Raw genomic sequence first — 23,855 nt, 5'->3', positions numbered from 1 at the left:
GGGTGCGCCGGGGACGACCCGGCCCGATCGTGAGTGCCCGCCGGACGCCGTCCGGCGGGCACTCACGCGTCCGGGCGCCGGGACACAATGAGCCGATGGACGCGACACCGTGGACCGACCGGGCCGGCCTGCTCACGCTCCCCGGGGGCGCCACCGTACGCGGCCGCCGGGTCGCCGGGGCAGCGTCGCCGGCCGACTTCGCCCTGCTGCTGGCACCCGGTCCCGAGCCGGACTGGCAGTCCCGGCGGGTCCGCTGGCCCGACTTCTGGATCCCGGCCGACCGCGCCGACGCCCTCGACGCGCTGCGGGAGGCGTGGCGGCGCGCGTACGCGGGGGAGCGGGTCGAGGTGGCCTGCCACGGCGGCATCGGCCGCACCGGAACCGCGCTGGCCGCCCTCGCCGTGCTGGACGGGCTGCCGCCCGCGCGGGCGGTGGCCTGGGTGCGGTCCGGCTACCACAGGCGCGCGGTGGAGACGCCGTGGCAGCGGTGGTGGCTGCGCGGCGTGCGCTGACGCCCCCGCCGGTCACCGACCGGGACCGCATGATCGGCACGGCGTCACGACACCGGTGAGTCGTCCAGACCTGATCATCCGGCTCGGTAGGGTGCCATCTCATGAGAGCCCGGGTCCTGGCCGCCGCCACCGCCGTCACCCTGCTCACCACCGGCGTTCCGGCCCCGGCCACCGCCGCCGCCCCGGCGCTCACACCCGCGGCCGCCCCGGCCGGCGTAGCCGCAGCCGCGCCGGCCGCGGCACCCGTGCCCTGCCCGCGCCTGCCCGCGCCGAAGGTCAGCCGGCCGCCCCGCCCGACACCGCCGGCCACGACACCCGAACAGGCGGCGGTGGGCGGCGAGGCGCTGGCCGGCACCGGGCTGGTCACTCCACCCGGCAGTCCCGCACCCCCGGCGGTCACCGCCACCACCTGGCTCGTGGCGGACCTGGACACCGGCGCTGTCCTCGGCGCCTGCGGCGCACACGTCCCCGGCACCCCGGCCAGCACCCAGAAGCTGCTGCTGGCCGCCACCATGCTGAGCCGGCTGGACCCCAGGCAGGTCGCCGTCGCCACTCGCGCCGACCTGGACATCGAACCGGGTAGCTCGGCCGTCGGCCTGCTCGTCGGCGGCCGCTACAGCGTGGAGACGCTGTGGCTGGGCCTGCTGCTCCAGTCCGGCAACGACGCCGCCAACATGCTGGCCCGCCTCGGCGCCGGCAGCTCCCAGGCCGGCGTCGCCGAGATGAACGCGCAGGCCCGCCGGCTCGGCGCCGGCCAGACGCACGCGGTCACCCCGTCCGGCCTGGACGGCCCCGGCCAGTTCACCAGCGCTTACGACCTGGCGCTCATCGCGCGGGCCTGCTTCGCCGACGCCGCGTTCCGCCGGTACGCGCTCACCGAGCGCACGCAGATCCCGGCCCAGCCCGCGCTGAAGAAGGGCGGGTTCCAGATCCAGAACGAGAACCAGCTCATCTACCGCTATCCCGGCGCGCTCGGCGGCAAGACCGGCTTCACCGAGCTGGCCCGGCACAGCTACGTCGGCGCCGCCCAGCGTGGCGGACGCCGTCTCGTGGTGACGCTGCTCGGCGCCGAGGCCCGCCCGGTACGCGGCTGGCAGCAGGGCGCCCAACTGCTCGACTGGGGCTTCCGGCAGCCCCGGGACGCCTCGGTCGGCCGGCTGGTCGAGCCGGGCGAGCGGGACGCCGAGGCGGCGGAGCCCCGGCCGGCGGCGGCCGCGGAGCCGAGCCGTACCGCATCCCCGCCCTGGCGGGGGCCGGCCGGTACCGCGCTGCGCCGGGTCGGCGACGGGGACTGGCGGATGATCGTGCCGCTCGCCGGTCTGCTGGCCCTGACCGTCGGCGGGGTGGCGGCGGTGCTCGCCGCCCGGAGGGGCCGGTCCCGCCGTCGCGGACGCCGCCGCGCCTGAACCCGGCGTCCCGGCGGTTCGCGTGGACACCGATTCCGTGGGTATGCGCCCGGCATGGAGCACCCGGGCCGGATCGTGGTGGTCTCGGCGGACATCGGCGCCGGACACGACCGGGCCGCCGACGAGCTGGCGCACCGGCTGCGTGCGCGGGGCTTCGCGGTGGACCGGCTGAACCTCCTGCACCTGCTGCCCCGCCCGGTGCACCGGGCGGTACGTGAGACGTACCGGGGGGTGCTGCACCGGCTTCCCTGGGGCTACCACGCGCTGTTCCGGCTGACCGGCAGCTCGCGGACCGCGGTACGCGCGATCCGTGCGCTGATGCGGCCGTTCCGCCGCCGCCTGCGCCGCCGCATCCCGCCCGACACGCGGGCCGTGGTCACCACCTACCCGTTCGCCAACCAGCTCCTCGGTCCGCTGCGGCGGCGCGGGCGGCTCCGTGTCCCGGTGATCACCTATGTGACCGATTTCGTGGTGCACCCGACCTGGCTCGCGCCGGGCGTGGACGTGTACTGCGCGGTCCGCCACGCCGAGACGCACACGGCCGGCGCGGCCGACGTCACCGCCGTGCAGCCGCTGGTGTCCCGCGCCTTCGCCCGGCCCGCCCCGGAGGACCGGCGGCGGGCCCGGCAGCGGTTCGGCCTCCCGGCCGACGGGGTGCTCGCGCTGGTCGTCGCGGGCTCCTGGGGCGCCGGCGAGGTGGCGGCCACGGTGGCCGAGGTCGCCGCCGCGGGCGTCCGGCCGGTGGTGGTGTGCGGGCACAACGCGGCGCTGCGTCACCGGCTGCGCGGCGCCGGCCGGCACGTGCTGGGCTGGGTCGACGACATGCCGGCGCTGATGCGCGCGGTCGACGTCATGGTGGAGAACGCCGGCGGGCTGACCTGCCAGGAGGCGCTGGCGGCCGGGCTGCCGGTGGTCACCTACCGCCCCATCGCCGGGCACGGGCGCGCCAACGCCGCGATCCTGGCCCGGGCCGGCCTGAGCCGGTGGGCGGCCACACCGCAGCAGCTCGGGCCGGTCCTCGCGGCCGTGATCGGGACCGGACCGGTGAGCCCGTCCCGCGACGACGTGTCCCGCGACCCGGCCGGCCTGGTCGCCGAGGCGGCACGCCGGGCACCGCCGGCCGGACCGGCCGGTACGCGCCGCCCGCTGCTGGACCCGGTCGGCGACGCCGTCGCCGTGCTCGCCGCGCTGCTGCAGTCCACCGGCGGCCTGCGATGAGAGCGGCCACCCTGGCACGGGCCGCCGCGCTCGCGTTGCCGGCGCTGCACGCGGCACCGGCGGTGACGGCGCTACCCGCGCTGCGGCGACGGCTGCTGCCCGGGCTGCACGGGCTCGGGACGCCCGGCCGGGTCGCGCTGACCTTCGACGACGGCCCGGACCCGGAGTCCACCGGCCACGTCCTGGACGTCCTGGCGGCGCACCGGGTCCGCGCCACGTTCTTCGTGCTCGGCGCGATGCTGCGGCGCCACCCCGCGCTGGGCCGCCGGGTCGCCGGCGACGGCCACGAGATCGCCGTGCACGGCTGGACGCACGACAACCTGCTGCTGCGCGGCCCGGCCCGCACCGTCAGCGACCTGACTCGCACGTACGACCTGGTCACCGACGTGACCGGCAGTCCGCCCCGGTTCCTGCGACCGCCGTACGGCGTGCTCACCACCGCCGCGCTGCTGGCCGCCCGGCGGCTGCGCCTTCGGCCGGTGCTGTGGAGCTGCTGGGGCCGGGACTGGACCGCCACCGCCACCGCGGACACCGTCACGCGCACCGTCCTGGCCGGACTGGACACGGGCGGCACGATCCTGCTGCACGACTCCTCCCGCACCGCCGCGCCGGGCGCCTGGCGGGCCGGTCTCGCCGCGCTCCCGCGCGTGCTGGCCGAGTGCCGCCGCCGCGGATGGCAGGTCGGCCCGCTCGCCGGGCACGGGCTCCACGCGCGCTGAGCCGCGAGCGGGCCGGGGAGCCTACCGCCTGACTCCGGCGCGAGGGCCCGAATCCCGGAGCCGGTGACCCGTTCGGGTCGGCGTGGCTAGCGTCCGGGTCATGAGGACCTGGGGATCCTTCGTGGCGCTGGCCGCCGTCCTGCTGCTGCCGGCCTCCGTGACACCGGCGGCGGCCGCCGCCCGCGCTCCGGTACGCCGGCTGCCGGCCGCGCCGCCCTGCCCGAACGTGCCGGCCCCGGCGACCCGGCCGCCGCAGCCGCCGCCCGCGCCCGATCCGGCGGCGCGGGCCGTCGGCGGCGCCGCGCTCGACACCGCCGGCCTCGTCGTCCCGCCCGCGTCGACCGCGCCACCGGCGGTGACCGCCACCTCCTGGGTGGTCGCCGACCTGGACAGCGGCGCGGTGCTCGGCGGCTGCGGCCCGCACGAGTACGGCGTGCCCGCGAGCGTGCAGAAACTGCTGCTCGCCGCCACCATGCTGCCCCGGCTGGATCCGCACCGGGAGGTCACGGTGACCGCGGGGGATCTGGCCGTGGAACCGGGCAGCTCGGCGGTCGGGCTGGTCGAGGGCGGGCACTACCGGATCGAGACGATCTGGCTCGGCCTGCTGCTGCGTTCCGGCAACGAGGCGGCCAACGCGCTCGCCCGCCTCGGCGGCGGCCCGGACGGGCTGGCCGGCGGGGTGCGGGCGATGAACGAGGAGGCGCACCGGCTCGGGGCCCGGCAGACGCACGCGGTCACCCCGTCCGGGCTGGACGGACCGGGGCAGTTCACCAGCGCGTACGACCTGGCGCTGATCGCGCGGGCGTGCTTCGCCGACCCGGCGTTCCGCGAATACGCCGCCACCCGGGTCGCGCAGATACCGGCCCAGCCGGCACAGCGGGCGAAGGGGTTCGCCATCTCCAACGACAACATGCTGCTGGACCACTACCCGGGCGCGCTCGGCGGCAAGACCGGCTTCACCGACCTGGCCCGGCACACCTATGTCGGCGCGGCCGAGCGCGGCGGCCGGCGCCTCGTGGTCACGCTGCTCGGCGCCGAGGTGACCACCCAGCGGGGCTGGCAGCAGGGCGCGGCGCTGCTCGACTGGGGGTTCGCGCAGCCCCGCGACGCGCGGGTCGGCCGGCTCGTCGAGCCGGGGGAGCTGGACCGCTCGGCGCCACCGGCGGGCGGGGCGGCCTCGGCGCTGGCCGGGCACGCCGATCTGCGCGGCGGCGGGGCGGCACCCGGGCCGCGGCCCGGCGCGGGGGTGACGGTGGCGGTGGGCGCGGTGCTGACGGCCGGGGGAGCGCTGCTGCTGGCCCGGCGGCGCCGCAACGCCGCCGCGGTAGCCATGGCGACCGGGTCGGCGCTGCGGGAGCCGGAAATTCCGGAACAGGAGTGAAAGGAGCGGCCCGGATCAGCGGCAGGCGGGCCCCGCGGTGCTGTCCCGCACCACCAGTTCGGTGGCCAGTTCGACCCGGGGCGAGTCGATCTCCTCGCCCTGGGCCAGCCGCAGCACGGTCCGCGCGGCGAGCCGGCCCATCTCGACGAGGGGCTGGCGCACAGTGGTCAGCGGCGGGGAGGCCCAGCGCGCCTCGGGCAGGTCGTCGAAGCCGACCACGCTCACGTCGTCGCAGACCCGCAGTCCGCGGCGGCGTATCGCCTCGTACACGCCGAAGGCCATCTGGTCGCTGGCGGCGAAGATGGCCGTCGGCGGGTCGTCCAGGTCGAGCAGCGCGCCGCCGGCGGTGAACCCGGAGGCGTGGTAGAAGTCGCCGGGCTGCACCAGCCGGTCGTCGGCGGCCACACCGGCGGCGGCCAGCGCGGCCCGGTAGCCGTCCAGCCGGGCCCGGCTGCACAGCAGGTGCGGCGGGCCGGCCACGAAACCGATCCGGCGGTGGCCGAGCTTGAGCAGGTGCTCGGTGGCGGCCAGGCCGCCGGTCCAGTTGGTGGCGCCGATCGCGGGCACGTCCGTGGCGGCCACGCCGGCGGCCGGGTCGACCACCACCACCGGCACGTTGAGGCGCCGCAGCTGGGCCTGCACGGCCGGGCTCAGGTGCGAGGTCACCACGATCACGCCGTCGGACGCGCGGGCACGCAGGTTGTGCAGCCACTGCCGGGTGGAGCTGGACTCGCGGTGGATCGCCGAGACGACGGTGCCCACCCCGGCGGCGTGGCTGACATCCTCCACGCCGCGGATGATCTCCACGGCCCACGGGCTGTCCAGGTCGTTGAAGACCAGGTCGACCAGGTCCGCCCGGCGCACCGTGCGGCTGCCGCGGCGCCGGTAACCGTGGTGACGCAGCAGCTCCTCGACGCGCTCCCGGGTGTCCGGTGCGACGTCGGAACGTCCGTTCAGCACGCGCGACACGGTCGGGACCGAGACGCCGGCCTCCCGTGCGATCGCGGTGATGGTCACCCTGCGCTCGTCGTCCGCGCTCACCCGTGTTCCCTTCGCCGGCTGCCGGAACCGACCGGTAGACCGTCCCGCCCCACGCACATCTTGCCGTACGCCGAGGGCTTGACGACAGGCCGGACCGGCCCTAGCGTTCGCACGAGTTGCGGAAACGTTCCGGAAATGCGCCAGTCATCTTCCGACGGCTCGCCGTCCACCCCCGACGAACGACGAGGAAAACCGAGGCGTGTTCACCGACCTGACCGAGGCCGAACTCCGCACCTACCGCAGCGACCTGCACGAGCCTCCGGACTTCGACGCCTTCTGGGCTGACACTCTCGCACAGGCGCGCTCCTGCGGCGACCCGGTGTCCGTGACCCCGCTGCCCACGCCGCTGACCGGCGTCGATGTCTTCGACGTCACGTTCCCCGGCTTCGCCGGACAGCCGATCCGCGCCTGGCTGCGGGTGCCGCGCGGCGCGACGGAGCCGCTGCCCACGATCGTGCAGTACGTCGGGTACGGCGGCGGCCGCGGCCACGCGCTGGAGAACCTGCTCTGGTCCGCGGCCGGCTTCGCCCACCTCCAGATGGACACGCGCGGTCAGGGCTCGGGGTGGAGCCGGGGTGACACACCCGACGTCGCCGCCGCCGGGCCACAGGCGCCGGGCATGGCCACCCGGGGCATCGAGGATCCGAACAGGTACTACTACCGGCGCTTCCTCACCGACGCGGTCCGCGCCGTGGACGCCGCGTGCGAGCTGCCCGCTGTCGACCCGGACCGGATCGCCGTACTCGGTCACAGCCAGGGCGGCGCCGCCGCGCTCGCCACCGCCGCGCTGGCCCCACGGGTCCGCGCGGCGGTCGCGCACGTGCCGTTCCTCTGCGACATCCCGCGCGCCATCACGATCACCGACGCCACGCCGTACCGGGAGATCCGCGACTACCTCGCCGTACACCGCGACCGTGAGGAGCAGGCGCTGCGCACGCTCGGCTACGTCGACGGCGTCGCGTTCGCCCGCCGCGCCACAGTGCCGGCCCGGTTCTCCGTCGCGCTGATGGACGAGATCACGCCGCCGTCCACCGTCTACGCCGCCTACCACGACTACCGGGGCGACAAGGATCTGACGGTGTGGCGGTTCAACGGCCACGAGGCGGGCGCCATCGACGACGACGCCGCCGCCGTCGACTTCCTGCGTACCGTGCTGGGCGGCTGACCACCGGTTCCGCCGATGCCGGCCCGCCCGGGCTGGTAGACACGGCGGATGGGCACCGGCATGCGCGCGACGGCGGTCCTGGCCGTCACGGCCGCGCTGCTCGCCGCCGCCTGCCAGCGGCCCGCGCCGTCGCCGTCGCCGTCCGCGCCGCCGTCACCCACCCCGACCGGCCCGCGGGCCCCGGCGGACATCGTGGACCTCACCACCGTCGACCCCACCGTCCGCACCGACATCCGGTACGCGGGCCCGCACAACTTCGTCGGCCGGCCGATCGACGGGTACGCCGAACCGCGCTGCCTGCTCACCCGCCCGGCGGCGCAGGCGCTGCACCGGGTGCAGACCGCCGCGCTCGCCGGTGGGCACAGCCTCAAGGTGTACGACTGCTACCGCCCGCAGCGCGCCGCCGACGACTTCGTCGCCTGGGCGAAACTGCCCGGTGAGCAGCGGATGAAGGGCGAGTTCTATCCCGGCGTACCCAAGGACCGGCTGTTCGCCGACGGCTACATCGGCGCGCCCACCGCGCACAGCCGGGGCAGCACCGTCGACCTGACCCTGGTCCCGGTCTCCGGGCCCCCGCAGCCCGCGTACACGCCCGGCCAGCCGCTCGTGCCCTGCACCGACCCCGCCGGGCGCCGCTTCGCCGACGACTCGATCGACATGGGCACCGGGTTCGACTGCTTCGACCCGCGCGCCCACACCGCCGACGCGCGGATCAGCGACACCGCCCGGAGCAACAGGGATCTGCTGCGCCGGCTCATGTCCGCGCAGGGCTTCGAGAACTATCCGCTGGAGTGGTGGCACTACCGGTACGTCGACGAGCCGTACCCGGACACCTGGTTCGACTTCCCGGTGGCCGGTTCGTCACTGCGGTGACGCGGTCGTTCCACCAAGATCGATCGCGGCTAGGCTCGACGCTCATGGAGACCGAACGGATCGGCCCGCCGCTGCTCGCCGGCGAGCGGGAGTCGCTGCGCGCCTTCCTCGACTTCCACCGGGCCACGCTGGCCCTCAAGTGCGAGGGGCTGACCGATGCGCAGTTGCGCCGGCAGGCGTCACCGCCGTCCACGCTGTCCCTGCTCGGCCTGGTCCGCCACATGGCCGAGGTGGAGCGCACCTGGTTCCGCCGGGTCATCGCCGCCGAGGACGTGCCGCTGGTGTGGTCGGACAGCGGTGACTTCCAGCAGGCGTACGACGCCCGCGACGCCGACGCGGCGGAGGCGTTCGAGGCGTGGCAGCGGGAGATCGAGCACGCCCGGCGCATCGAACGGGAGGCCGAGTCGCTCGACGTGACAGGTCACCAGGCACGCTGGGGCGAGGACGTCTCGCTGCGCCTGGTCATGCTGCACATGCTGCACGAGTACGCCCGCCACAACGGGCACGCCGACCTGATCCGCGAGGCGATCGACGGCACCGTGGGCGTCTGAGCCCGCTCGGCGCCCGCGCACCGGTCAGCGCGCGCGCAGCGGCAGCCAGGCCAGCACGTCCTGGATGCGCGCGTCCCAGTACGCCCAGTCGTGGTCACCCGGACCGAAGTCGACGGTGACCGGCACGTCGCGCTTCCGGGCCACGTCGAGGAACCGCAGGCTGTCCTCGTACAGGAAGTCCTCGGTGCCGCAGGCGACGTAGAGTGCGGGCCGGTCGTCGCCGGAGCGCTCCAGCAGCCCCACCGTGTCGTCGTCGGCGGGTACCGGGCCGTCACCCCAGACGGTGCGCCACACCGCCGGGTCGACCGGACGGGTCGCATGGTGGCGGCGGCGCGTCACGTCCAGCGCGCCGGACAGGCTCGCCGCCGCCGCGAACCGGTCCGGGTGGCGCAGCGCCCACTTCACGGCCCCGTAGCCGCCCATCGACAGGCCCGCGACGAACGTGTCCTCCCGCCTGTCGGACAGCCGGAAGAACGACCGGCACACCTCGGGCAGCTCCTCGCTGAGGAACGTCCAGTACCGGTTGCCGTGCGCCTCGTCGCAGTAGAAGCTCCGCTGCACCTGCGGCATCACCACGGCCAGCCCCAGCGGTGCCACGTACCGCTCGATCGCGGTACGCCGGGTCCACACCGTGTCGTCGTCGGTGAGGCCGTGCAACAGGTAGAGCACCGGCGGGTCACCGTCGGCGGCGGCGCCGGGCACGCCGATCCCGGCTGCGCCGCGATCGGGCAGCAGCACCGTCATCGACGTGCCCATGCCGAGCGCCTCGGAGAAGAAGTCACAGCGGATCAGCGCCATGAGGCGGCAGCGTACCTCGGAGGGGTTCGATGAGGGCGTTCCTATTGCCCCGGGACGGTCGTACGGGAAAGGATGGCCGTGCGTGCCGGAAACACACTCGTAACCTGCGCGCTGCTGGTCTCTGTCACGAGGAAGTGGGAGTCAGGCATGAGCGACGTGTCCGCCGCACTGGGTGTGCGCCTCTACCCGGATCTGGTCGAGCCCGGCGGTCTCGCCCCCGCGCTCGTGGCGACCGCCGCCGCGCACCAGCTCGACGTCGGCGAGGTGACCGCGCCCGAGCAGGGGCGCAGCCGGTTCACCTGCGCCGAGATGACCTCTCCCCGGGGCGTCGTCTGCGTCAGCCTCGGCTCCCAGGCCCGCTACTTCATGATCGACCTGCGGGTGGACGGCGACGTCCAGGCCCGGGGTGACGCCACCGACCTGCTCCAGGTCGCGCAGGTCGCCGCCGCGTGGCGGGCCGGCATCACGCTCGCCGAGCTGACCGCACGCTACCCGTTCATGGAGGAGATGCGGCGCCACCCGGTGGCGCACGCCGGCTAGCAGCCGGCCGCCGGGCGCGCCCGGCACTCACGGAGTCGCGAGGCGGGGTGCGTCGTTCCTCGCCCCCGCTGTCGCCACTGCGCCCGAAGAGATATCGCGTTGCCGCTCGTGCGCGGCGCCCGTACGGTGAACGGGCAACGTCGATCCGATCCACCAGGGAGCCTGCCGTGTCGCAGCAGAACCGCACCCGCGCCGAGCGGCTCGCGCCGCGCGCCGGTGCCCTGCTGCCCGAAGCGGGCACGGGCCGGCGACGGCAGTGGCAACCCGGGTGGTGGCGCGTCTAGCGCCGGCGCGACGATCCGCGCGAACCGCCCGCCCCGACACCGGAGCCGGGCGGTTCTCCGTGTCCGGGGCACCTATGTCAGACGGACATGAGCAAGGAGACGACGATGGGTTTCACCCCGCTGGCCGGTACCCGGGCACCGGTCAGGGTCTGGACCGACCCGTACGCGATCGAGGCGCAGGCGGCCCGGCAGCTGCGCAACATCGGCGCGCTGCCGTGGGTGCAGGGCGTCGCCGTGATGCCGGACGTGCACTTCGGTAAGGGCGCCACCGTCGGCTCGGTGATCGCGATGCGGCAGGCCGTGTCACCGGCCGCGGTCGGCGTGGACATCGGCTGCGGCATGTCCGCGGTGCGGACCTCGCTGACCGCCGCCGACCTGCCCGACGACCTCGCGCCGCTGCGGTCGGCGATCGAGGCGGCGATCCCGGTCGGCTTCGCGATGCGTGACGACGCCGTCGACCCGCGCCGGATCCGAGGGCTGGAGCAGGCCGGCTGGGACGACTTCTGGCGGCGGTTCGGCACGCTGGACCGGAAGGTGGCCCAGCTCCAGACGCGGGCGCAGCGTCAGCTCGGGACGCTCGGCGGCGGCAACCACTTCATCGAGGTCTGCCTGGAGCAGGGCGGCGCGGACGACGGCCGGGTCTGGCTGATGCTGCACTCCGGTTCCCGCAACATCGGCAAGGAGCTGGCCGAGCGGCACATGGCGGTGGCGCGCGGCCTGCCGCACAACACCGGCCTGCCGGACCGGGACCTCGCGGTGTTCCTCGCCGGCACGCCCGAGATGGACGCGTACCGGCGGGATCTGTGGTGGGCGCAGGAGTATGCCCGCCGTAACCGGGCGGTCATGCTCGCGCTGCTGAGCCAGGTGGTCCGGGACGCGTTCCCGCACGTCGGCTACGACGAGCCGATCTCCTGCCACCACAACTACGTGGCGGAGGAGAGCTACGACGGGGTGGACGTGCTGGTGACCCGCAAGGGCGCGATCCGGGCCGGCAAGGGGGATCTGGGCATCATCCCGGGCTCGATGGGCACCGGCTCGTACATCGTGCGCGGCAAGGGCAACCTCGACGCGTACTGCTCGGCGTCGCACGGCGCCGGGCGGCGGATGTCGCGGGGGCAGGCGAAGCGGACGTACAGCACCGAGGATCTGGCCGCGCAGACCGCCGGGGTGGAGTGCCGCAAGGATGCCGGTGTGGTCGACGAGATCCCCGGCGCGTACAAGGACATCACCGAGGTGATGGCCCAGCAGGACGACCTGGTCGAGGTGGTCGCCCACCTCAAGCAGGTCGTCTGCGTGAAGGGCTGAGCGACAGGGCCGGCGTCGAGGGGGCGCCGGCCCTATCGGGTACGCCGGGCGACGCGTACGCCGATGGCGACCGCGCCGATGACGAGCAGCGCGGACAGGAGCTGGAGGCCGGGGGAGTCGTCGGCCTCGCCGTACACGAAGCCGGTGACGCCGAGTACGACGGCGAGCAGGGCCACGGCGGCGGCCAGGTATCTCATCGCTCCTCCTCGTCGGCGACCCATTCGAGCAGGTCGCCGGGCTGGCAGTCGAGCACCCGGCACATGGCCTCCAGGGTGCTGAACCGGACGGCCTTGGCGCGGCCGTTCTTGAGCACGGCGACGTTGGCCGGGGTGAGCCCGACGCGCTCGGCGAACTCGCCGACGCTCATCTTGCGCTTGGCCAGTTCGACGTCGATGCGCACGACGATCGGCATCAGATCACCGCTTCCATGTCGGTGCGCAGCGTGGTGGCCTGGCGCAGCAGCGCGCGCAGCACGACCATCAGCAGCCCCAGCACACTGACGCCGGTGACCAGCAGGAACAGCAGCAGCGGCAGGCCCGGGTCGTCGGCGTTGAAGCCGACGTAGCCGAACACGCCGACGAGCACCACCCAGGCGGCGGCGACCGCCCAGACGATCCCGTCGACCCAGCCCAGGGACGCCTCGGTGAAGATGCGGTCGCGTTTGACCAGGGTGAGCAGGTGCCAGGTGCAGACGATCACCACCTGCACGCACAGCACCCAGAAGATCGTCACCGCGGTGGCGGGCCACCGCAGGTACGCCATGTCCGGGTTCTCGCGCGCCATGTGCGCGAACTGCCCGGGCAGCGACATGGTCTGGAACAGCACCAGGATCGCGAACAGCAGGACCAGGAAGGCGCGGAGTGGTGTCACCGCGCGTTGCGCCGTAAGCATGCATCGACTATCGCGCGGAATCTATCGAAAGTCAATCGGTGTCGCTCGCGCGGCGGCTGACGGCATAGCGGACGTGGACGGCGTACCGCGAGTGGTGCACGGCGCGGATCTCCAGGTCGACGTCCCGGTCGAAGCCCTCAAACAGCCGCTTCCCGCGGCCGAGGATCACCGGCGCGGTGGACAGGCCCAGCTCGTCCACGACGCCGGCCGCGAGCGCCTGCCGGATGACGTCGGCACCCCCGCCGATGACCACCGCGCCGTCACCGGCCGTACGCCGGGCCGCCGCCAGCGCCGCGTCGAACCCGTCGACCATGAGGAAGCCGGCGTCCGGGTCGGGCTGGTCGGCGGTGCGGTGGGTGAGCACGACCAGGGGCGCCTCGAACGGGTTGCGGCCGCCCCAGGCGCCGGCGCTGTCGTACATGCCCCGGCCGCACAGCGCGGCGCCGACGCCCGCCAGCAACTCGTCGAAGTACGCGCGGTCCTCACCGGTCATGCCGGTGCCGGGCTCGCGTGGCGTGTCGTACGTCCACGGCCCGCCCATCACCCAGTGGTGCAGCCGCTCGCCGCCGACACCGAGCCCCTGGCCCGCGTGGTCGTCCGGACCGGTGACGTAGCCGTCCAGGGACACGGTGACGAACGCCCGTACCCGGCCCCGCGCTTCGCTGGTGCTCATGCTTCCTCCCGGAGATCGGAGAACACCGACCCAGGGCAGACCGGCGGCCGATGCCGGACTCATCGCCGCCGTCGGTCCGGCGTCAGCCGTACACCGGATGTTCGGCCTGGAACGCCAGCCGGCGGTCCGCGCCGGCGGCCAGCTCGGCGAGCACGTCGTCGAGGTCCAGGAACGTCTGCCAGCGCTCCTGGCCGGTGATGCCGGCGAGCCGGTCGACCACGAGCTGCTCCAGGTCGGTGACCCGGCGGCCCTTCCACACCTTGTCGGCGAGGCTGACCAGCAGGTCCTCCAGCTGCACGCCGGGGGAGTGCCAGGCGGCGTGGGTGACGGCGAAGCGGGCCCGCTCCTCCGGTACGCCGAAGCGCAGCAGCAACTGGTAGCCCGCCTCCTCGTGCGCCGACCCCGGGCCGGTCAGCTCGGCGGGATGCTCGACCTTGCCGAGGTCGTGCACTGCGGCACCGAACAGCACCGCCTGCCTGTCGAACGGCACCGCGGCGAACCGGTCGGCGAACGCGGCGGTCAGGTGCCAGGCGACGTCGTGCACCAGCCGCAGGTGCGCGCCGAGGCGCGGCGGGGCGGCGAGGGCGGCCAGCAGTTCGACCGCCACGCCCGGGAGGGGGCGCAGTGGCGGGTCGCCCGCTTCGGTGAGGGCGCGGTGCAGCGCGTCGGAGGTCATCGGGGCGAGCGTACCGGGCCGCCGTGGCCTCACCGGCGGTGATGGACGAGCAGCCGAACGTGAAGCGGCCGCTCGTCCGATTCCGGTGCGTCGATCCACTCGGGAGGGTGAGGGCCACGTCTCTCACGGGGGTTGTCGAATGACCGCACTGAATCGTCGTGCCCTGCTGCGTACCGCCGCGCTGACCGGGCTCGCCGCCGCGACCGGGGTGGCCGCCGTGCCGCACGCCGCGTCCGCCGCGCCGGCCGCCGCCGACGTGGTGAACGGGTCGTGGCTGGTCAGCGTCGGCTGGGGTGTGCTCCAGGTCGATCCGGGCCGCACCACGCCGCGCGAGCTGCTGCCGAACGGAGACCACGCGAAGTCCTCACCGGACGGCCGGTACGTGGCCTGGGTCAACACGGCCCGCTCGGGCGACGGCACGCTGGAGCCGTTCGTGGCCGTGTACGACCGGGTCACCGGCCAGAAGCGCACGCTGCTCGCCGACCCGTTCGGTGTCCGCTACGGCGCGCCGACGTGGTCGCCGGACGGCTCCGAGATCGCACTCGTCACCGGCCTGGACAACGACCGGCTGATCGCTGTGGACGTGGTCACCGGCACCACCCGCGTGCTGGTCGAGGGGCACTCCATGAGGGATCCGGACTGGTCCCGGGACGGCTCGATGATCGTCGTACGGTGGCGCAGCCGTTCGCAGGGCTGGCAACTGCGGGTGCTGGAACTCGCGACCGGCACGGTGCGGCCCGTCTACACGCCGGTGGCCGGCGAGATGTTCATCTCGCCGGTCTTCATGCCCGACTCCGGGCGCGTCGTCTTCTGCACCAACCGCTGGCACCTGGACCGCGAGGTCTACAACCAGTCGCTGGCGTCGGTGCGGATCAACGGGACCGGGCTGAAGAAGCTCACCGACGAGCCCCGGTTCTACCTGTCGCCGGTGTTCTCCCCGGACGGCCGCTACTGTGCCGCGCTGTCGATCCCGCCGGAGAACGAGTACCCGGACGGCGGCAACATCATCGTGTCCACCAGTGGCTTCGGCGAGCAGTGGTGGATCCGCGGCGACGAGTACGACGACAGCACCCGGCTGGACTGGGCGCGGGCGATCACCACGGAGGTGCCGGCATGACCACGCTGAACCGCCGTACGCTGCTGCGCGCCGCCGCGCTCACCGGCGCCGCCACCGCGACCGGGCTGGCCGGCGGGCCGGCGTCCGCCGCACCCGCCTCGGCCGCCTCGGGCGTCAACGGGCCGTGGATCGTCACCGGCAGCGCCGGCGTGCTGCAGATCAACCCGGGCCGCACCACCCCGCAGGTGCTGCTGCCCCCGGGCGCCGACGCGGCCGCCTCGCCCGACGGGCGCTACATCGCGGTGCCCGACTACGAGGGGCAGCCCGTGCTCCTGCTCCTCGACCGCGTCACCGGTCAGGTCCGCACGCTGATCAGCGACGCTCCCGGCAACCGCTACGGGTGGCCGACCTGGTCCCCGGACAGCACCGAGATCGCCCTCGTGGTCAACGGCTCCACACTGGTCGCTGTCGACGTCGCCACCGGCGGCCGGCGCGTCCTCGTCGAGGGGCACAGCATGATGCGACCCAACTGGTCCCGCGACGGCTCGATGATCGTGATGGAGTGGACCAGCCGGTCCAACGGCGGGCAGTTGCGCGTGCTGGAACTGGCCACCGGCAAGGCGCGACTGGTCCTCCAGCGCGTACCGGGCGAGTTCGCCGATCACGCGGTCTTCACGCCCGATTCCCAGCGGATCGTGTTCAGCACCAACAGGTGGTACCTGGACCAGGAACGGCACAACCTGTCGCTGGCGTCGGTGCGGATCGGCGGCACCGGGCTGAAGAAGCTCACCGACGAACCGCGGTTCATCATCTCGCCGGTGTTCTCACCGGACGGACGCTACTGCGCCGCGCTGTCCGTCCCGGACAGCAACCCGGACGCCGACGGCGGCAACATCATCGTCTTCACCAGCGGCTTCGGTGAGCCGTGGTGGATCCCGGGCGACGAGTACGACGACAGCATGCGGCTGGACTGGGCGCCGGCCGTCTGACGATCGACGCGGCGGCCGGACGACCGGCCGCCGCGTCGGAGTACCCGGCGGATGTGCACCCCGGACTGCGGAAGCGGTGCGAGGCTTGGGGGCGGACGCCGCCGACGGGGCCGGCGTCCGCTCCAGGAGGGGTGATGGCCGAGCCGCCGACCGGGACGTCGTCGCACCGCGCGCAGGCGCACGGCAGGCACGCCAACCATCACCGCTACCACGACGGCGCCGAGGTCGACGGGTACGTCGACGACCCGTACCACCGGGTGCGCCGCGCGGTCGCGGCCCGGCTGATGGCCGAGGGGGTGACCCGGCGCGGGCCGGTGCTGGAACTGGGCTGCGGGCCGCGCGGCATGCTCGACCCGGCCGCGCTGCCCGGCCCGGTGGTGCTCGCCGACACGGCCGAGACGGCGCTTCGCACGGCCCGCGCGGCGGCCGGCGGGCGGGCGCTGCCGGTCTGCCTGGACGCCACCCGCGGGCTGCCGTTCCGGGCGGGCAGCTTCGCCGGGCTGCTCGCCGGGGAGCTGATCGAGCACGTGTACGACCCGCTGGCGCTGCTGCGGGAGTGCCACCGGGTGCTGGCGCCGGACGGCCTGCTGGTGCTCACCACGCCGAACCTCGCGCCGGTGCAGGACCGGCTGGCGTTCCTCGCCGGGCGGGCGCCACGTCAGGTCGACCCGCTGCACCCGTACCTGTGGCTGCACATCCGCCCGTTCACCGCCTCGCTGCTGCGCCGCACGCTGCGCCGGGCCGGGTTCACACCGGTGGCGCTGCGCTCCAACGAGGTCGGCTGGCGGCTGCCGAGCGGCCGGTGGGTGGCCTCGCGCCGGCTGGCCCGCGCCGCGCCCGGGCTGGGCGGTTCGCTGATCTGCGCGGCCCGCCGGCAGGGCGGACCGCCACCGGCCGGAAACAGGGTGTGATGGCGACATTGACAGCGGGCTATCATGGAGGTTCCGTCGTCGACCGGGGGATGTCATGACGCGCCTGCTCGCCTGGGTCGTGACCAATCTCGACGCGTTCATCGGCCTCGTCCTGGCGCTCACGGTGTCCGTGCTGGGCCTCACCAACGCGGTCGACCAGGAGGTCGTCAACAGTGCGATCCTGCTGGTCCTGGGCCTGCTCGCGCAGGCGATGCTGCGTGACCGGCTGCGCCGGCGCACCACCGAGCGGGAGGTCCGCCAGGTCATCTCGGACACCCGCGACCGGCTGACCGACCTGGTGCCGCAGATGCGGGAGATCACCGGGCCGGAGGGCGCGCTGAACCGGGCCCGCGAGGCCATCGACAGCGTCTCCATGGTGCGCGTGCTGCACGGCAGCGAGGTCGGGCAGGCACTCGCCGAGGCGCGGCGGCACACCGACCAGTGGAGCTTCAAGGGCGGCACCGGCACCTTCCTGCGCGCTGTCACGCTGCCGGACTGCCTGGAACACGCCCGGCGGCGCAACGCCACGCTCACCGTCGCGATCGAGATCATCGACCCGACCGACGAGGAGGTCTGCGAGCGGTACGCGCGGTTCCGGCGCAGCCTCGACCCGGACGCGCCGGGCGAGCCGTGGACCGTCGACCGCACCCGCAAGGAGTCGTACGCGACGGTGCTGGCCGCCTGCTGGCACCTGCAGCGCTCCGGCCTGCTCACCGTCGACGTGCGGCTCTCCGCGCAGATGACCACGTTCCGCTACGACCTCTCCTCCTCCTGCGTCGTCATCACGCAGGAGAATCCGCAGACGCCCGCGCTGCGCATCGACCGCGGCGAGGTCTACTACAACCGTTTCAACATCGAGCTGGACTACAGCCGCCGGCAGAGCCGGCGCGTGCCGATCGAGGCGGCGGCCCAGGTCAAGCTCGACGACGAGCCGTCGGTCGAGCAGGTACGGCGGTTGTTCACCGCCCTCGGCCTGACGCTGCCCCGGTCCTTCGGCGACCGCGAGGTCGCCGGCATCATCGGCAAGGCCGTCCAGGCGAGGAACCCCTACTCATGACCAGTTACGCCGACCTCGAACGGGAGATCGACCGGGGCACCCGGCCGGAGATGCTGCGCGGCTGGGTGCTGGACGTGCTCGGCGACGTCGCCGACGGGCGGCGGCCGCTGCGCGCGGTCCGGCACCCGCTCGGCTTCACCTGCCTGCCGGTGGAACGCGACGGCCCGGACGGCATCTGCGTGCACGCCTGGCCGGCCGACCCGCCGCCGGTGCGCCCGACCACCTCCACCATGCACTCGCACAGCTGGGATCTGCTGAGCCACGTGCTGCACGGCACCGTCCGCAACGAGCTGATCGAGGTGGACGACGCGCCGGCGGACCCGGCCTGGCGGATCTACGAGGTGCACAGCCTCGGCGAGGTGGACGAGATGGCCGCCACCGACCGGCTGGTCACCGCGATGACCGCGACGGTGGAGACGCACTCGGCAGGCGACTCGTACGCGCTGCGCGCCGGTGGCTTCCACACCTCGGAGGTCGACGCCGGTGAGCCGGCGGTGACAGTGGCGCTCGGCCGGACCACTCCCGGCGCGTGCGACCTGAGCCTCGGCGCGGTGGACGGGCGCAGCCACCGGGTACGCCGGGACCGCTGCGACGCGGCGGAGACCGCGCGGATGGCGCGGGAGATCGCGCGACTGGTGGCACGGGGCTGACTGGCTGGAGGAGCCATGGACGTGGAGCCGAGCAGAGGCGGGCCCGACCTGCGCGACGCGCACCGGTTCGCGGTGGAGGCCGCGCAGGCGGCGGGCCGACTGCTGCGCCGGGGCACCCGGGGGGAGGTGCACGCCCGGGCCAAGAACGACACCGGTGACCTGGTGACCGACCTCGACCTGGCCGCCGAGCGGCTGATCGTCGACCGGATCCGGGCCCGCTGGCCGGAGCACGGCGTGATCGCCGAGGAGGGCGGCGAGTACGCCCCGGACACCGCCTGGGCGTGGCTCGTCGACCCGCTCGACGGCACCAACAACGTGGCGATCGGGCTGCCCGCGTACGTGGTCGGGATCGCCCTGTGCGACAACGGCTCGCCGGTGCTCGGCGTGGTGCACGACCCGGTCGCCGGCCGTACCTGGTCGGCGGTGCGCGGCCGGGGCGCGTTCGTGCACGCGTCCGGCCCGGCCGCGCGGCCGCTGCGCGCCGCGCAGCGCCCGGTACCGTCCGCGCCGGTGCTGGCCTGGACCCAGGGGCATGAGGTACGCCGGGACGACAGCACCGCCCGGGCGCTGAAGGTGGTGCTGGACACCAGCGCCCGCCGGGTGCTGCAACTGTGGGCGCCGTTGCTGTCCTGGGTGATGCTGGCTCGCGGCGACATCGACGGCATCGTCGGCTATCGCCCCGAGGCGGTCGACCTGCCCGCCGGGATGCTGCTCGCCGCCGAGGCCGGTATGGCGGTCCGCGCGCTCGACGGCGGCACGTTCGACGACAGGTACGGCTGCCCGGCCGACCGGCGTAGCTTCGTGGCCGGGCCACCGGAGACCATCGACCGGCTGGTCAAGCTGGTCACCGCGGCACAGTGGATCGAGCCGCAGGTGCGCCGCCTCACCCCGGTCGGACTCGGCTCGGTCGGCTGGTGAGCCGGGTCGGCTAGCCTCGGCCGGATGGCCGCCAGACAACTCAAGCTCGGGCTCCGGGTGCGGGACCTGGACCGTTCCCACCGGCTCTACCTTCGGCTCGGCTTCAAGGAGATCCCGCAGACCGCCCAGGCGAACCTGCGCTACCTGACGTTCGGCCACACCTGGCTGATCCTGTCCGACCTGCACCGCCACGGGCACCACGACGCGGACCGGGAACGCGCGGTCAAGGCCGGGCCGCCCGGGCTCGGGTTCGTGCTCACCGTGCCCACCGCCGACCTGGACGCCACGTACGCGCTGTGGCGCGACGAGGGGCTGCCGGTGACGCTGGAGCCGGAGGACGTGGGCTGGGCGCGGATCTTCTACGGGCTCGACCCGGACGGCTACGAGGTCATGTTCGAGCAGTTCCATCCCGTCACGCGCGCCTGACCGTACGTGCCGGATGCCGCCGACTGTTCATAGGATTCGATGTCGTACCTCCGTCGCTAGGCTCCTCGCGTGTTCTCACGCCCGATCGGATCACTCGTATGCCCACAGAGGACGCTGACCGCCCGGCCGACCTCCTCCCGCCATGGGTGAGCCGGACGACTACTGGACGGAGGTCCGGGAGCGCTGGTCGCGCGCAGTGGCCGCGGTCGGCAACTCCGGCGCCGGTGACCCGGGTGGCGGGCGGGTGTCGATCGCCGAGACCAGCCGACGACCCACCGGCCACATCATCCCGGTCCTGGTGGCCGGTCAGCGCGGGGTCGGCAAGAGCGCGCTGTACCAGGCGTTGCTCGGCGACAACGGCTATGTCCGGCGACGGGACGAGGACCACGTGCCGCACCGCCTCGTGCTCGCAGCCGGCCGGCGCCAGGCTCACGTGACGCTCGTGGTCAGCCCGGGTCAGACCGCGGGCGGCGACTACTCCTCCGGCGAGGTGGACAAGTGGGACGCCATGCTGAAGCCGCCGAACCACCCGACAGGCGTCATCTACGTCGCCGCGGCCGGATACGACGAGCCGTGGGATCCCCGCGAGGTCAACGTCCTCGAGGAGCGGCGGCAGCGGCGTGAGGACGAGCTTCGGCAGCAGGTCGAGGCCCGGCTCTGGGAGCAGTGGCTGGCCTCGCTCGACGCGGCACCCACCGAGGAGGAACGGCGTGACCGGGCGGACCGGATCGCCCGGGAGGTCGAGGAGGCGATCCCGTCGCCGTCCGAGCAGCTCTGGGCACAGAACCGGGACGTCGAACTCGAACACTTCTCCCGCTTCTGCCAGAACCTTCTGCCCTGCTGGGTCGACAATCCAGCGGCCAAGGACCTCTGGTTCATCCTGGCGGTCACCAAGGCCGACCTCTACTGGACCGATCAGCTGGGCCAGGTCGAGAACTACTACCTGCCGGGCGCCGACGGTGAGCCGGCTTCCGAGTTCCAGCGGCAGCTGGTCAATCTCATCCGTGCCTTCGGCCACCGCAACCGCCCTCGGCTGGCCGTGCTTCCGGTCGCCGGTCGCCGGCAGGACTACCGCTTCATTCCGGGAGTCGGTGAGAAACAGGCGATGTTCGACGACATGAAGTTCGCCGCGGTGCAGCGACGCCTCCGGACGACAGTGGGAGAGTTCTGTGGGCTCGCCTCCTGACCGCGGCGGCCTCTCCGGCCCGGAGTTCGAGCGGCTGCTGCGCGGGGCGGAACACCTGCTGACGCGGGTGGACGCGGCGCGAGAGCGGCTGCGGTGGTACGAGGCGTTGCGCGTGGTCGTCCTGGCCGTACTGGTCCTCGCCGGCCTGGTGACGGCCGTGTCGGCGTCCGACCGGTGGACCGGGGCGGGCGTCGCGGCAGGTGCCGCGGTGATCGTCGCGTGGTTCGCCGCGACGTTTCGCCGAAGCGTCGTCAGGCCGCTGCTGAGCCAGATCTACCGCGACGAGAAGCTGATGGTCGCCACCGTCAACATGCTGCGCGAACTGCTGCCGCTGCTGAGCCACGACGAGCAGTGGGGCGAGGTCAGGCAGGATCGGAGCCGCCTTCGCCTCGGTCGCTTTCCGATCGAGCCGCGGGGCCTGTGATGGCGCGGGCGGAGAACGCGGCAGGCGGCCGGCGCGAGGCCGGCATCTGGCTCGTCGCCGGACGCGTCGGTGTGGCCCTCGGCGTGGTCAACGGGATCGTGCAGGTCGTCCGCACCGTCATCGCCGGACGGGTGGGCATCCGTGGCGTGCTCACCGACGGTTGGGTGCTCGGCAGCGTGGCGCTGACCGGTGGCTTCGCCCTGGTGTTCGGAGCGGTGATGGTGCTGTACGCCCGCTTCTGGTTCCGATCCAGCCCGTTCGACGACTTCCGCCCGGACCGGCAGTCGGTGCGCCGGCGCATCGACCGTGGTGGGTGGAGTCTGGCCGGGCTCGGCGCGGTGATCCTCACCGTCACCGGGGCGGCCTGGGCGGCCCTCCGCTGAGCGCCACGGGGCGCGTCAGGTTACCGGCCGCGACGGCGCCCGCTCGGCCAGGAAGTCATTCCAGGTCCGCACGCCCCTCGCCGCACCGGGCCGGGCGAGGTTCGCGCCGTCCCGGTACGCGCGGCCGGCCCGCCCGGGGATGCGTACCGGCAGCCGCGCCCGGCGCTTCCCGGTGGCGGTCAGGTAGCCGGGCAGCAGTTCGCCGATGCCGTACGTGTCCGGCCCGGCCAGATCCGGCACCAGCCCGGCCGGTGCGCCCAGCGTCAACTCGGTCAGCCGGGCCGCCACCTCGGCGGCGTCGACAGGCTGCAACCGCAGACCGCCCGGCACCGGAACCACGGGCAGCCGGGTCATCGCCGTCAGCATTGTCAGCACCAGGTCGTGCACCTGCGCGGCGCGCAGCACCGTCCACGGGACGCCGGAGTCCGCCACCGCGCGTTCGGCGTCGAGCTTGGACCGGATCCAGGCCAGCGGCACCCGGTCGGCACCGGTCACCGAGATGTGCACCAGGTGCGCCACACCGGCCCGGTGCGCGGCGCGGGCCAGGTGTGCGGTGGCGCGGTCGTCGCCCTTCGCGCCGCCGGCCAGGTGCAGCACCGTGGACACCCCGCGCAGGGCGGGGCCGAGGTCGGTGCCGCCGAGCAGGTCGGCGGTCACGTGGGTGATGCCGTCACCGCCTCGCCCGCCGCGCCGGCTGAGCACCCGCACCGGGTGCCCGGCGGCGCGCAGCAGCGGTACGACGTGCCGGCCGATCGTGCCGGTGCCGCCGGTGACCAGGATCTGTGGGTTCATCGTGTCGCCTTCCGTCGCCTGTGCTGCCACGTCGACCCGCGCCGGCCCGCCGGCGTGACAGATGTGACAGCCGTCACGTCTGGTCACATCGGTGACCCGGCGCGGGTCGGGACGGTGTGCGGGAGGGGAGGCTCAGGTGATGGACAGCGGGCTCGCGGAACGGTTCGAGCGGGAGCGGCAGCGGCTGCGCGCGGTGGCGTACCGGCTGCTCGGGTCGCTCACCGACGCCGAGGACGCGGTGCAGGAGACCTGGCTGCGGTTGTCCCGTACCGACCCGGCCGCCGTGGACAACCTGGACGCGTGGCTCACCACTGTGGTCGCCCGGGTCAGCCTCAACACGCTGCGGTCCCGCGCCGCCCGCCGGGAGGACCCCCTCGACGTACGCCTGCCCGACCCCGTGGTGGACACCGGCGCCGACGACCCGGCGCACGCCGCGGTGCTCGCCGACTCGGTGGGGCTGGCGCTGCTCGTGGTGCTGGACACGCTGACCCCGGCGCAGCGGCTCGCGTTCGTGCTGCACGACATGTTCGGCGTGCCGTTCGAGGAGATCGGCCCGCTCGTCGACCGCTCACCTGCGGCGGCCCGGCAGCTCGCCAGCCGGGCCCGCCGCCGGGTACGCGGACAGGCGCCCACCCCCGATCCCGACCTGACCCGGCAGCGGGCGGTGGTGGACGCCTTCCTCGCCGCCGCCCGCGACGGTGACCTCGACGCGCTGATCGCGGTGCTGCACCCGGACGTGGTGCTGCGCTCCGACGCCGGGACCGCCCGCGCCCGCCACACGGTCGTGCTCACCGGCGCGACGACCGTGGCGGCGCAGGCGACCACGTTCGGCCGTCTGTTCCCGCACGCCCGGCCGGTGCTCGTCAACGGCGCCGCGGGGGTGCTGGTGAGCGCCGGGGACCGCCCGCTGTCGGTGATGGCGTTCACCGTCACCGGCGGCCGGATCGCCGCCGTCGACGTGATCGCCGACCCACACCGGCTGGCCGCGCTCGGCCTCAGCGGCTGACCCGGAACCGCGTCGGTCGGCCA

At 74.3% G+C, this 23,855-nt stretch carries 29 protein-coding genes; 21 read left to right on the top strand and 8 right to left on the bottom strand.

The features are described from left to right. Positions 1–95: 95 nt before the first annotated feature. The 5 genes from NMK34_RS16920 to NMK34_RS16900 all read left to right on the top strand — a co-directional run bounded on the left by NMK34_RS16920 (position 96) and on the right by NMK34_RS16900 (position 5,236). On the top strand, positions 96–512 hold the full coding sequence (locus tag NMK34_RS16920) for a protein-tyrosine phosphatase family protein (RefSeq protein ID WP_318334226.1): 417 nt from the start codon (positions 96–98) through the stop codon (positions 510–512). Between the two features lie 101 nt (positions 513–613). After that, positions 614–1,918, top strand: a complete 1,305-nt coding sequence (locus NMK34_RS16915; protein WP_318334225.1) for a D-alanyl-D-alanine carboxypeptidase family protein — start codon at positions 614–616, stop codon at positions 1,916–1,918. A 54-nt stretch (positions 1,919–1,972) separates the two neighbouring features. Then, the gene (locus NMK34_RS16910; protein ID WP_318334224.1) at positions 1,973–3,136 is read left to right on the top strand and encodes an MGDG synthase family glycosyltransferase; all 1,164 of its coding nucleotides are present in this window, start codon (positions 1,973–1,975) and stop codon (positions 3,134–3,136) included. Further along, the gene (locus tag NMK34_RS16905) at positions 3,133–3,855 is read left to right on the top strand and encodes a polysaccharide deacetylase family protein (protein WP_318334223.1); all 723 of its coding nucleotides are present in this window, start codon (positions 3,133–3,135) and stop codon (positions 3,853–3,855) included. The genes NMK34_RS16910 and NMK34_RS16905 overlap by 4 nt, the downstream gene beginning before the upstream one ends. 100 nt (positions 3,856–3,955) lie before the next feature. Continuing rightward, a complete protein-coding gene (locus NMK34_RS16900) occupies positions 3,956–5,236 on the top strand; it encodes a D-alanyl-D-alanine carboxypeptidase (protein ID WP_318334222.1) in 1,281 nt (426 codons plus the stop codon). Positions 5,237–5,251: 15 nt separating this feature from the next. On the opposite strand, the gene NMK34_RS16895 is transcribed toward NMK34_RS16900, so the two are convergent. Further along, a complete protein-coding gene (locus tag NMK34_RS16895; protein WP_135240348.1) occupies positions 5,252–6,277 on the bottom strand; it encodes a LacI family DNA-binding transcriptional regulator in 1,026 nt (341 codons plus the stop codon). A 199-nt stretch (positions 6,278–6,476) separates the two neighbouring features. On the opposite strand from NMK34_RS16895, the gene NMK34_RS16890 reads away from it, so the two are divergent. The 3 genes from NMK34_RS16890 to NMK34_RS16880 are packed head-to-tail and all read left to right on the top strand — an operon-like array spanning position 6,477 to position 8,866. Further along, positions 6,477–7,442 carry an acetylxylan esterase gene (locus NMK34_RS16890; RefSeq protein ID WP_318334221.1) on the top strand — a complete coding sequence of 322 codons (966 nt, stop codon included), beginning with the start codon at positions 6,477–6,479 and terminating at the stop codon, positions 7,440–7,442. Between the two features lie 60 nt (positions 7,443–7,502). Then, positions 7,503–8,315: a M15 family metallopeptidase gene (locus NMK34_RS16885; RefSeq protein ID WP_318336363.1), complete on the top strand. Its 813-nt coding sequence runs from the start codon at positions 7,503–7,505 to the stop codon at positions 8,313–8,315. A gap of 44 nt (positions 8,316–8,359) precedes the next feature. Beyond that, on the top strand, positions 8,360–8,866 hold the full coding sequence (locus tag NMK34_RS16880; protein WP_318334220.1) for a DinB family protein: 507 nt from the start codon (positions 8,360–8,362) through the stop codon (positions 8,864–8,866). A gap of 24 nt (positions 8,867–8,890) precedes the next feature. Here NMK34_RS16880 and NMK34_RS16875 read toward each other — a convergent pair whose 3' ends face one another. Next, complete coding sequence (locus NMK34_RS16875; protein ID WP_318334219.1) at positions 8,891–9,664, bottom strand: alpha/beta hydrolase family protein; 774 nt, start codon at positions 9,662–9,664, stop codon at positions 8,891–8,893. Between the two features lie 147 nt (positions 9,665–9,811). Between NMK34_RS16875 and NMK34_RS16870 the strand changes: the two genes are divergently transcribed. Next, a complete protein-coding gene (locus NMK34_RS16870; protein WP_073828521.1) occupies positions 9,812–10,204 on the top strand; it encodes a hypothetical protein in 393 nt (130 codons plus the stop codon). A 389-nt stretch (positions 10,205–10,593) separates the two neighbouring features. Then, the gene (locus NMK34_RS16865; protein WP_318334218.1) at positions 10,594–11,793 is read left to right on the top strand and encodes an RtcB family protein; all 1,200 of its coding nucleotides are present in this window, start codon (positions 10,594–10,596) and stop codon (positions 11,791–11,793) included. Between the two features lie 32 nt (positions 11,794–11,825). Here the strand turns inward: NMK34_RS16865 and NMK34_RS16860 are convergent, their stop codons facing one another. The 5 genes from NMK34_RS16860 to NMK34_RS16840 all read right to left on the bottom strand — a co-directional run bounded on the left by NMK34_RS16860 (position 11,826) and on the right by NMK34_RS16840 (position 14,033). After that, positions 11,826–11,990 carry a hypothetical protein gene (locus tag NMK34_RS16860; RefSeq protein WP_318334217.1) on the bottom strand — a complete coding sequence of 55 codons (165 nt, stop codon included), beginning with the start codon at positions 11,988–11,990 and terminating at the stop codon, positions 11,826–11,828. Next, positions 11,987–12,205, bottom strand: a complete 219-nt coding sequence (locus NMK34_RS16855; protein WP_013476639.1) for a helix-turn-helix domain-containing protein — start codon at positions 12,203–12,205, stop codon at positions 11,987–11,989. Before NMK34_RS16855 ends, NMK34_RS16860 begins: the two co-directional genes overlap by 4 nt. Beyond that, complete coding sequence (locus tag NMK34_RS16850; RefSeq protein WP_262011649.1) at positions 12,205–12,684, bottom strand: DUF2975 domain-containing protein; 480 nt, start codon at positions 12,682–12,684, stop codon at positions 12,205–12,207. The genes NMK34_RS16855 and NMK34_RS16850 overlap by 1 nt, the downstream gene beginning before the upstream one ends. A gap of 31 nt (positions 12,685–12,715) precedes the next feature. Continuing rightward, positions 12,716–13,357 carry a dihydrofolate reductase family protein gene (locus NMK34_RS16845; protein ID WP_318334216.1) on the bottom strand — a complete coding sequence of 214 codons (642 nt, stop codon included), beginning with the start codon at positions 13,355–13,357 and terminating at the stop codon, positions 12,716–12,718. 82 nt (positions 13,358–13,439) lie between these two features. Further along, positions 13,440–14,033, bottom strand: coding sequence for an HD domain-containing protein (locus NMK34_RS16840; RefSeq protein WP_318334215.1), 594 nt, complete (start codon positions 14,031–14,033; stop codon positions 13,440–13,442). A 139-nt stretch (positions 14,034–14,172) separates the two neighbouring features. Here NMK34_RS16840 and NMK34_RS16835 point away from each other — a divergent pair, with 139 nt between their 5' ends. From NMK34_RS16835 to NMK34_RS16790, 10 genes are all read left to right on the top strand, one after another. Further along, entirely contained in the window at positions 14,173–15,150 is a 978-nt protein-coding gene (locus NMK34_RS16835) for a TolB family protein (protein ID WP_318334214.1), read from the top strand. Continuing rightward, entirely contained in the window at positions 15,147–16,079 is a 933-nt protein-coding gene (locus NMK34_RS16830) for a hypothetical protein (protein WP_318334213.1), read from the top strand. Before NMK34_RS16835 ends, NMK34_RS16830 begins: the two co-directional genes overlap by 4 nt. Positions 16,080–16,213: 134 nt before the next feature. Next, positions 16,214–16,990: a class I SAM-dependent methyltransferase gene (locus tag NMK34_RS16825; protein ID WP_318334212.1), complete on the top strand. Its 777-nt coding sequence runs from the start codon at positions 16,214–16,216 to the stop codon at positions 16,988–16,990. Between the two features lie 55 nt (positions 16,991–17,045). Beyond that, positions 17,046–18,047, top strand: coding sequence for a hypothetical protein (locus NMK34_RS16820; RefSeq protein WP_318334211.1), 1,002 nt, complete (start codon positions 17,046–17,048; stop codon positions 18,045–18,047). Next, the gene (locus NMK34_RS16815) at positions 18,044–18,697 is read left to right on the top strand and encodes a hypothetical protein (RefSeq protein ID WP_013286529.1); all 654 of its coding nucleotides are present in this window, start codon (positions 18,044–18,046) and stop codon (positions 18,695–18,697) included. The genes NMK34_RS16820 and NMK34_RS16815 overlap by 4 nt, the downstream gene beginning before the upstream one ends. Before the next feature lie 15 nt (positions 18,698–18,712). Then, positions 18,713–19,615, top strand: a complete 903-nt coding sequence (locus NMK34_RS16810) for an inositol monophosphatase family protein (protein ID WP_318334210.1) — start codon at positions 18,713–18,715, stop codon at positions 19,613–19,615. Between the two features lie 24 nt (positions 19,616–19,639). Beyond that, complete coding sequence (locus NMK34_RS16805) at positions 19,640–20,041, top strand: VOC family protein (protein ID WP_318334209.1); 402 nt, start codon at positions 19,640–19,642, stop codon at positions 20,039–20,041. A 142-nt stretch (positions 20,042–20,183) separates the two neighbouring features. Next, entirely contained in the window at positions 20,184–21,227 is a 1,044-nt protein-coding gene (locus NMK34_RS16800) for a hypothetical protein (RefSeq protein WP_318334208.1), read from the top strand. Beyond that, entirely contained in the window at positions 21,211–21,651 is a 441-nt protein-coding gene (locus NMK34_RS16795) for a hypothetical protein (protein ID WP_318334207.1), read from the top strand. Before NMK34_RS16800 ends, NMK34_RS16795 begins: the two co-directional genes overlap by 17 nt. Next, positions 21,651–22,034, top strand: a complete 384-nt coding sequence (locus NMK34_RS16790; RefSeq protein ID WP_318334206.1) for a hypothetical protein — start codon at positions 21,651–21,653, stop codon at positions 22,032–22,034. The genes NMK34_RS16795 and NMK34_RS16790 overlap by 1 nt, the downstream gene beginning before the upstream one ends. Positions 22,035–22,049: 15 nt before the next feature. On the opposite strand, the gene NMK34_RS16785 is transcribed toward NMK34_RS16790, so the two are convergent. Continuing rightward, complete coding sequence (locus NMK34_RS16785; protein WP_318334205.1) at positions 22,050–22,826, bottom strand: SDR family oxidoreductase; 777 nt, start codon at positions 22,824–22,826, stop codon at positions 22,050–22,052. A 139-nt stretch (positions 22,827–22,965) separates the two neighbouring features. On the opposite strand from NMK34_RS16785, the gene sigJ reads away from it, so the two are divergent. After that, positions 22,966–23,832 carry an RNA polymerase sigma factor SigJ gene (gene sigJ, locus NMK34_RS16780; protein ID WP_318334204.1) on the top strand — a complete coding sequence of 289 codons (867 nt, stop codon included), beginning with the start codon at positions 22,966–22,968 and terminating at the stop codon, positions 23,830–23,832. The last annotated feature ends 23 nt before the right edge of the window (positions 23,833–23,855 follow it).

This window comes from Micromonospora sp. BRA006-A (assembly GCF_033433935.1).
GTDB classification, from domain to species: domain Bacteria; phylum Actinomycetota; class Actinomycetes; order Mycobacteriales; family Micromonosporaceae; genus Micromonospora; species Micromonospora aurantiaca.
Note: the sequence above shows the minus strand (reverse complement) of the source record. Positions and strands in the feature narration are given on the sequence as shown.

Excerpts from the sequence above, each read along its gene's own strand:
- NMK34_RS16805 (WP_318334209.1), top strand. The coding sequence starts at position 19,640 with ATGGCCGCCAGACAACTCAAGCTCGGGCTCCGGGTGCGGGACCTGGAC.
- NMK34_RS16800 (WP_318334208.1), top strand. The coding sequence starts at position 20,184 with ATGGGTGAGCCGGACGACTACTGGACGGAGGTCCGGGAGCGCTGGTCG.
- NMK34_RS16920 (WP_318334226.1), top strand. The coding sequence starts at position 96 with ATGGACGCGACACCGTGGACCGACCGGGCCGGCCTGCTCACGCTCCCC.
- NMK34_RS16865 (WP_318334218.1), top strand. The coding sequence starts at position 10,594 with ATGGGTTTCACCCCGCTGGCCGGTACCCGGGCACCGGTCAGGGTCTGG.
- NMK34_RS16825 (WP_318334212.1), top strand. The coding sequence starts at position 16,214 with ATGGCCGAGCCGCCGACCGGGACGTCGTCGCACCGCGCGCAGGCGCAC.
- NMK34_RS16845 (WP_318334216.1), bottom strand. The coding sequence starts at position 13,357 with ATGAGCACCAGCGAAGCGCGGGGCCGGGTACGGGCGTTCGTCACCGTG.
- NMK34_RS16815 (WP_013286529.1), top strand. The coding sequence starts at position 18,044 with ATGACCAGTTACGCCGACCTCGAACGGGAGATCGACCGGGGCACCCGG.
- NMK34_RS16840 (WP_318334215.1), bottom strand. The coding sequence starts at position 14,033 with ATGACCTCCGACGCGCTGCACCGCGCCCTCACCGAAGCGGGCGACCCG.
- NMK34_RS16855 (WP_013476639.1), bottom strand. The coding sequence starts at position 12,205 with ATGCCGATCGTCGTGCGCATCGACGTCGAACTGGCCAAGCGCAAGATG.
- NMK34_RS16860 (WP_318334217.1), bottom strand. The coding sequence starts at position 11,990 with ATGAGATACCTGGCCGCCGCCGTGGCCCTGCTCGCCGTCGTACTCGGC.
- NMK34_RS16910 (WP_318334224.1), top strand. The coding sequence starts at position 1,973 with ATGGAGCACCCGGGCCGGATCGTGGTGGTCTCGGCGGACATCGGCGCC.
- NMK34_RS16905 (WP_318334223.1), top strand. The coding sequence starts at position 3,133 with ATGAGAGCGGCCACCCTGGCACGGGCCGCCGCGCTCGCGTTGCCGGCG.
- NMK34_RS16915 (WP_318334225.1), top strand. The coding sequence starts at position 614 with ATGAGAGCCCGGGTCCTGGCCGCCGCCACCGCCGTCACCCTGCTCACC.
- NMK34_RS16790 (WP_318334206.1), top strand. The coding sequence starts at position 21,651 with ATGGCGCGGGCGGAGAACGCGGCAGGCGGCCGGCGCGAGGCCGGCATC.
- NMK34_RS16900 (WP_318334222.1), top strand. The coding sequence starts at position 3,956 with ATGAGGACCTGGGGATCCTTCGTGGCGCTGGCCGCCGTCCTGCTGCTG.
- NMK34_RS16875 (WP_318334219.1), bottom strand. The coding sequence starts at position 9,664 with ATGGCGCTGATCCGCTGTGACTTCTTCTCCGAGGCGCTCGGCATGGGC.
- NMK34_RS16785 (WP_318334205.1), bottom strand. The coding sequence starts at position 22,826 with ATGAACCCACAGATCCTGGTCACCGGCGGCACCGGCACGATCGGCCGG.
- NMK34_RS16810 (WP_318334210.1), top strand. The coding sequence starts at position 18,713 with ATGGACGTGGAGCCGAGCAGAGGCGGGCCCGACCTGCGCGACGCGCAC.
- NMK34_RS16835 (WP_318334214.1), top strand. The coding sequence starts at position 14,173 with ATGACCGCACTGAATCGTCGTGCCCTGCTGCGTACCGCCGCGCTGACC.
- NMK34_RS16820 (WP_318334211.1), top strand. The coding sequence starts at position 17,046 with ATGACGCGCCTGCTCGCCTGGGTCGTGACCAATCTCGACGCGTTCATC.
- sigJ (WP_318334204.1), top strand. The coding sequence starts at position 22,966 with ATGGACAGCGGGCTCGCGGAACGGTTCGAGCGGGAGCGGCAGCGGCTG.
- NMK34_RS16830 (WP_318334213.1), top strand. The coding sequence starts at position 15,147 with ATGACCACGCTGAACCGCCGTACGCTGCTGCGCGCCGCCGCGCTCACC.
- NMK34_RS16850 (WP_262011649.1), bottom strand. The coding sequence starts at position 12,684 with ATGCTTACGGCGCAACGCGCGGTGACACCACTCCGCGCCTTCCTGGTC.
- NMK34_RS16885 (WP_318336363.1), top strand. The coding sequence starts at position 7,503 with ATGCGCGCGACGGCGGTCCTGGCCGTCACGGCCGCGCTGCTCGCCGCC.
- NMK34_RS16880 (WP_318334220.1), top strand. The coding sequence starts at position 8,360 with ATGGAGACCGAACGGATCGGCCCGCCGCTGCTCGCCGGCGAGCGGGAG.
- NMK34_RS16870 (WP_073828521.1), top strand. The coding sequence starts at position 9,812 with ATGAGCGACGTGTCCGCCGCACTGGGTGTGCGCCTCTACCCGGATCTG.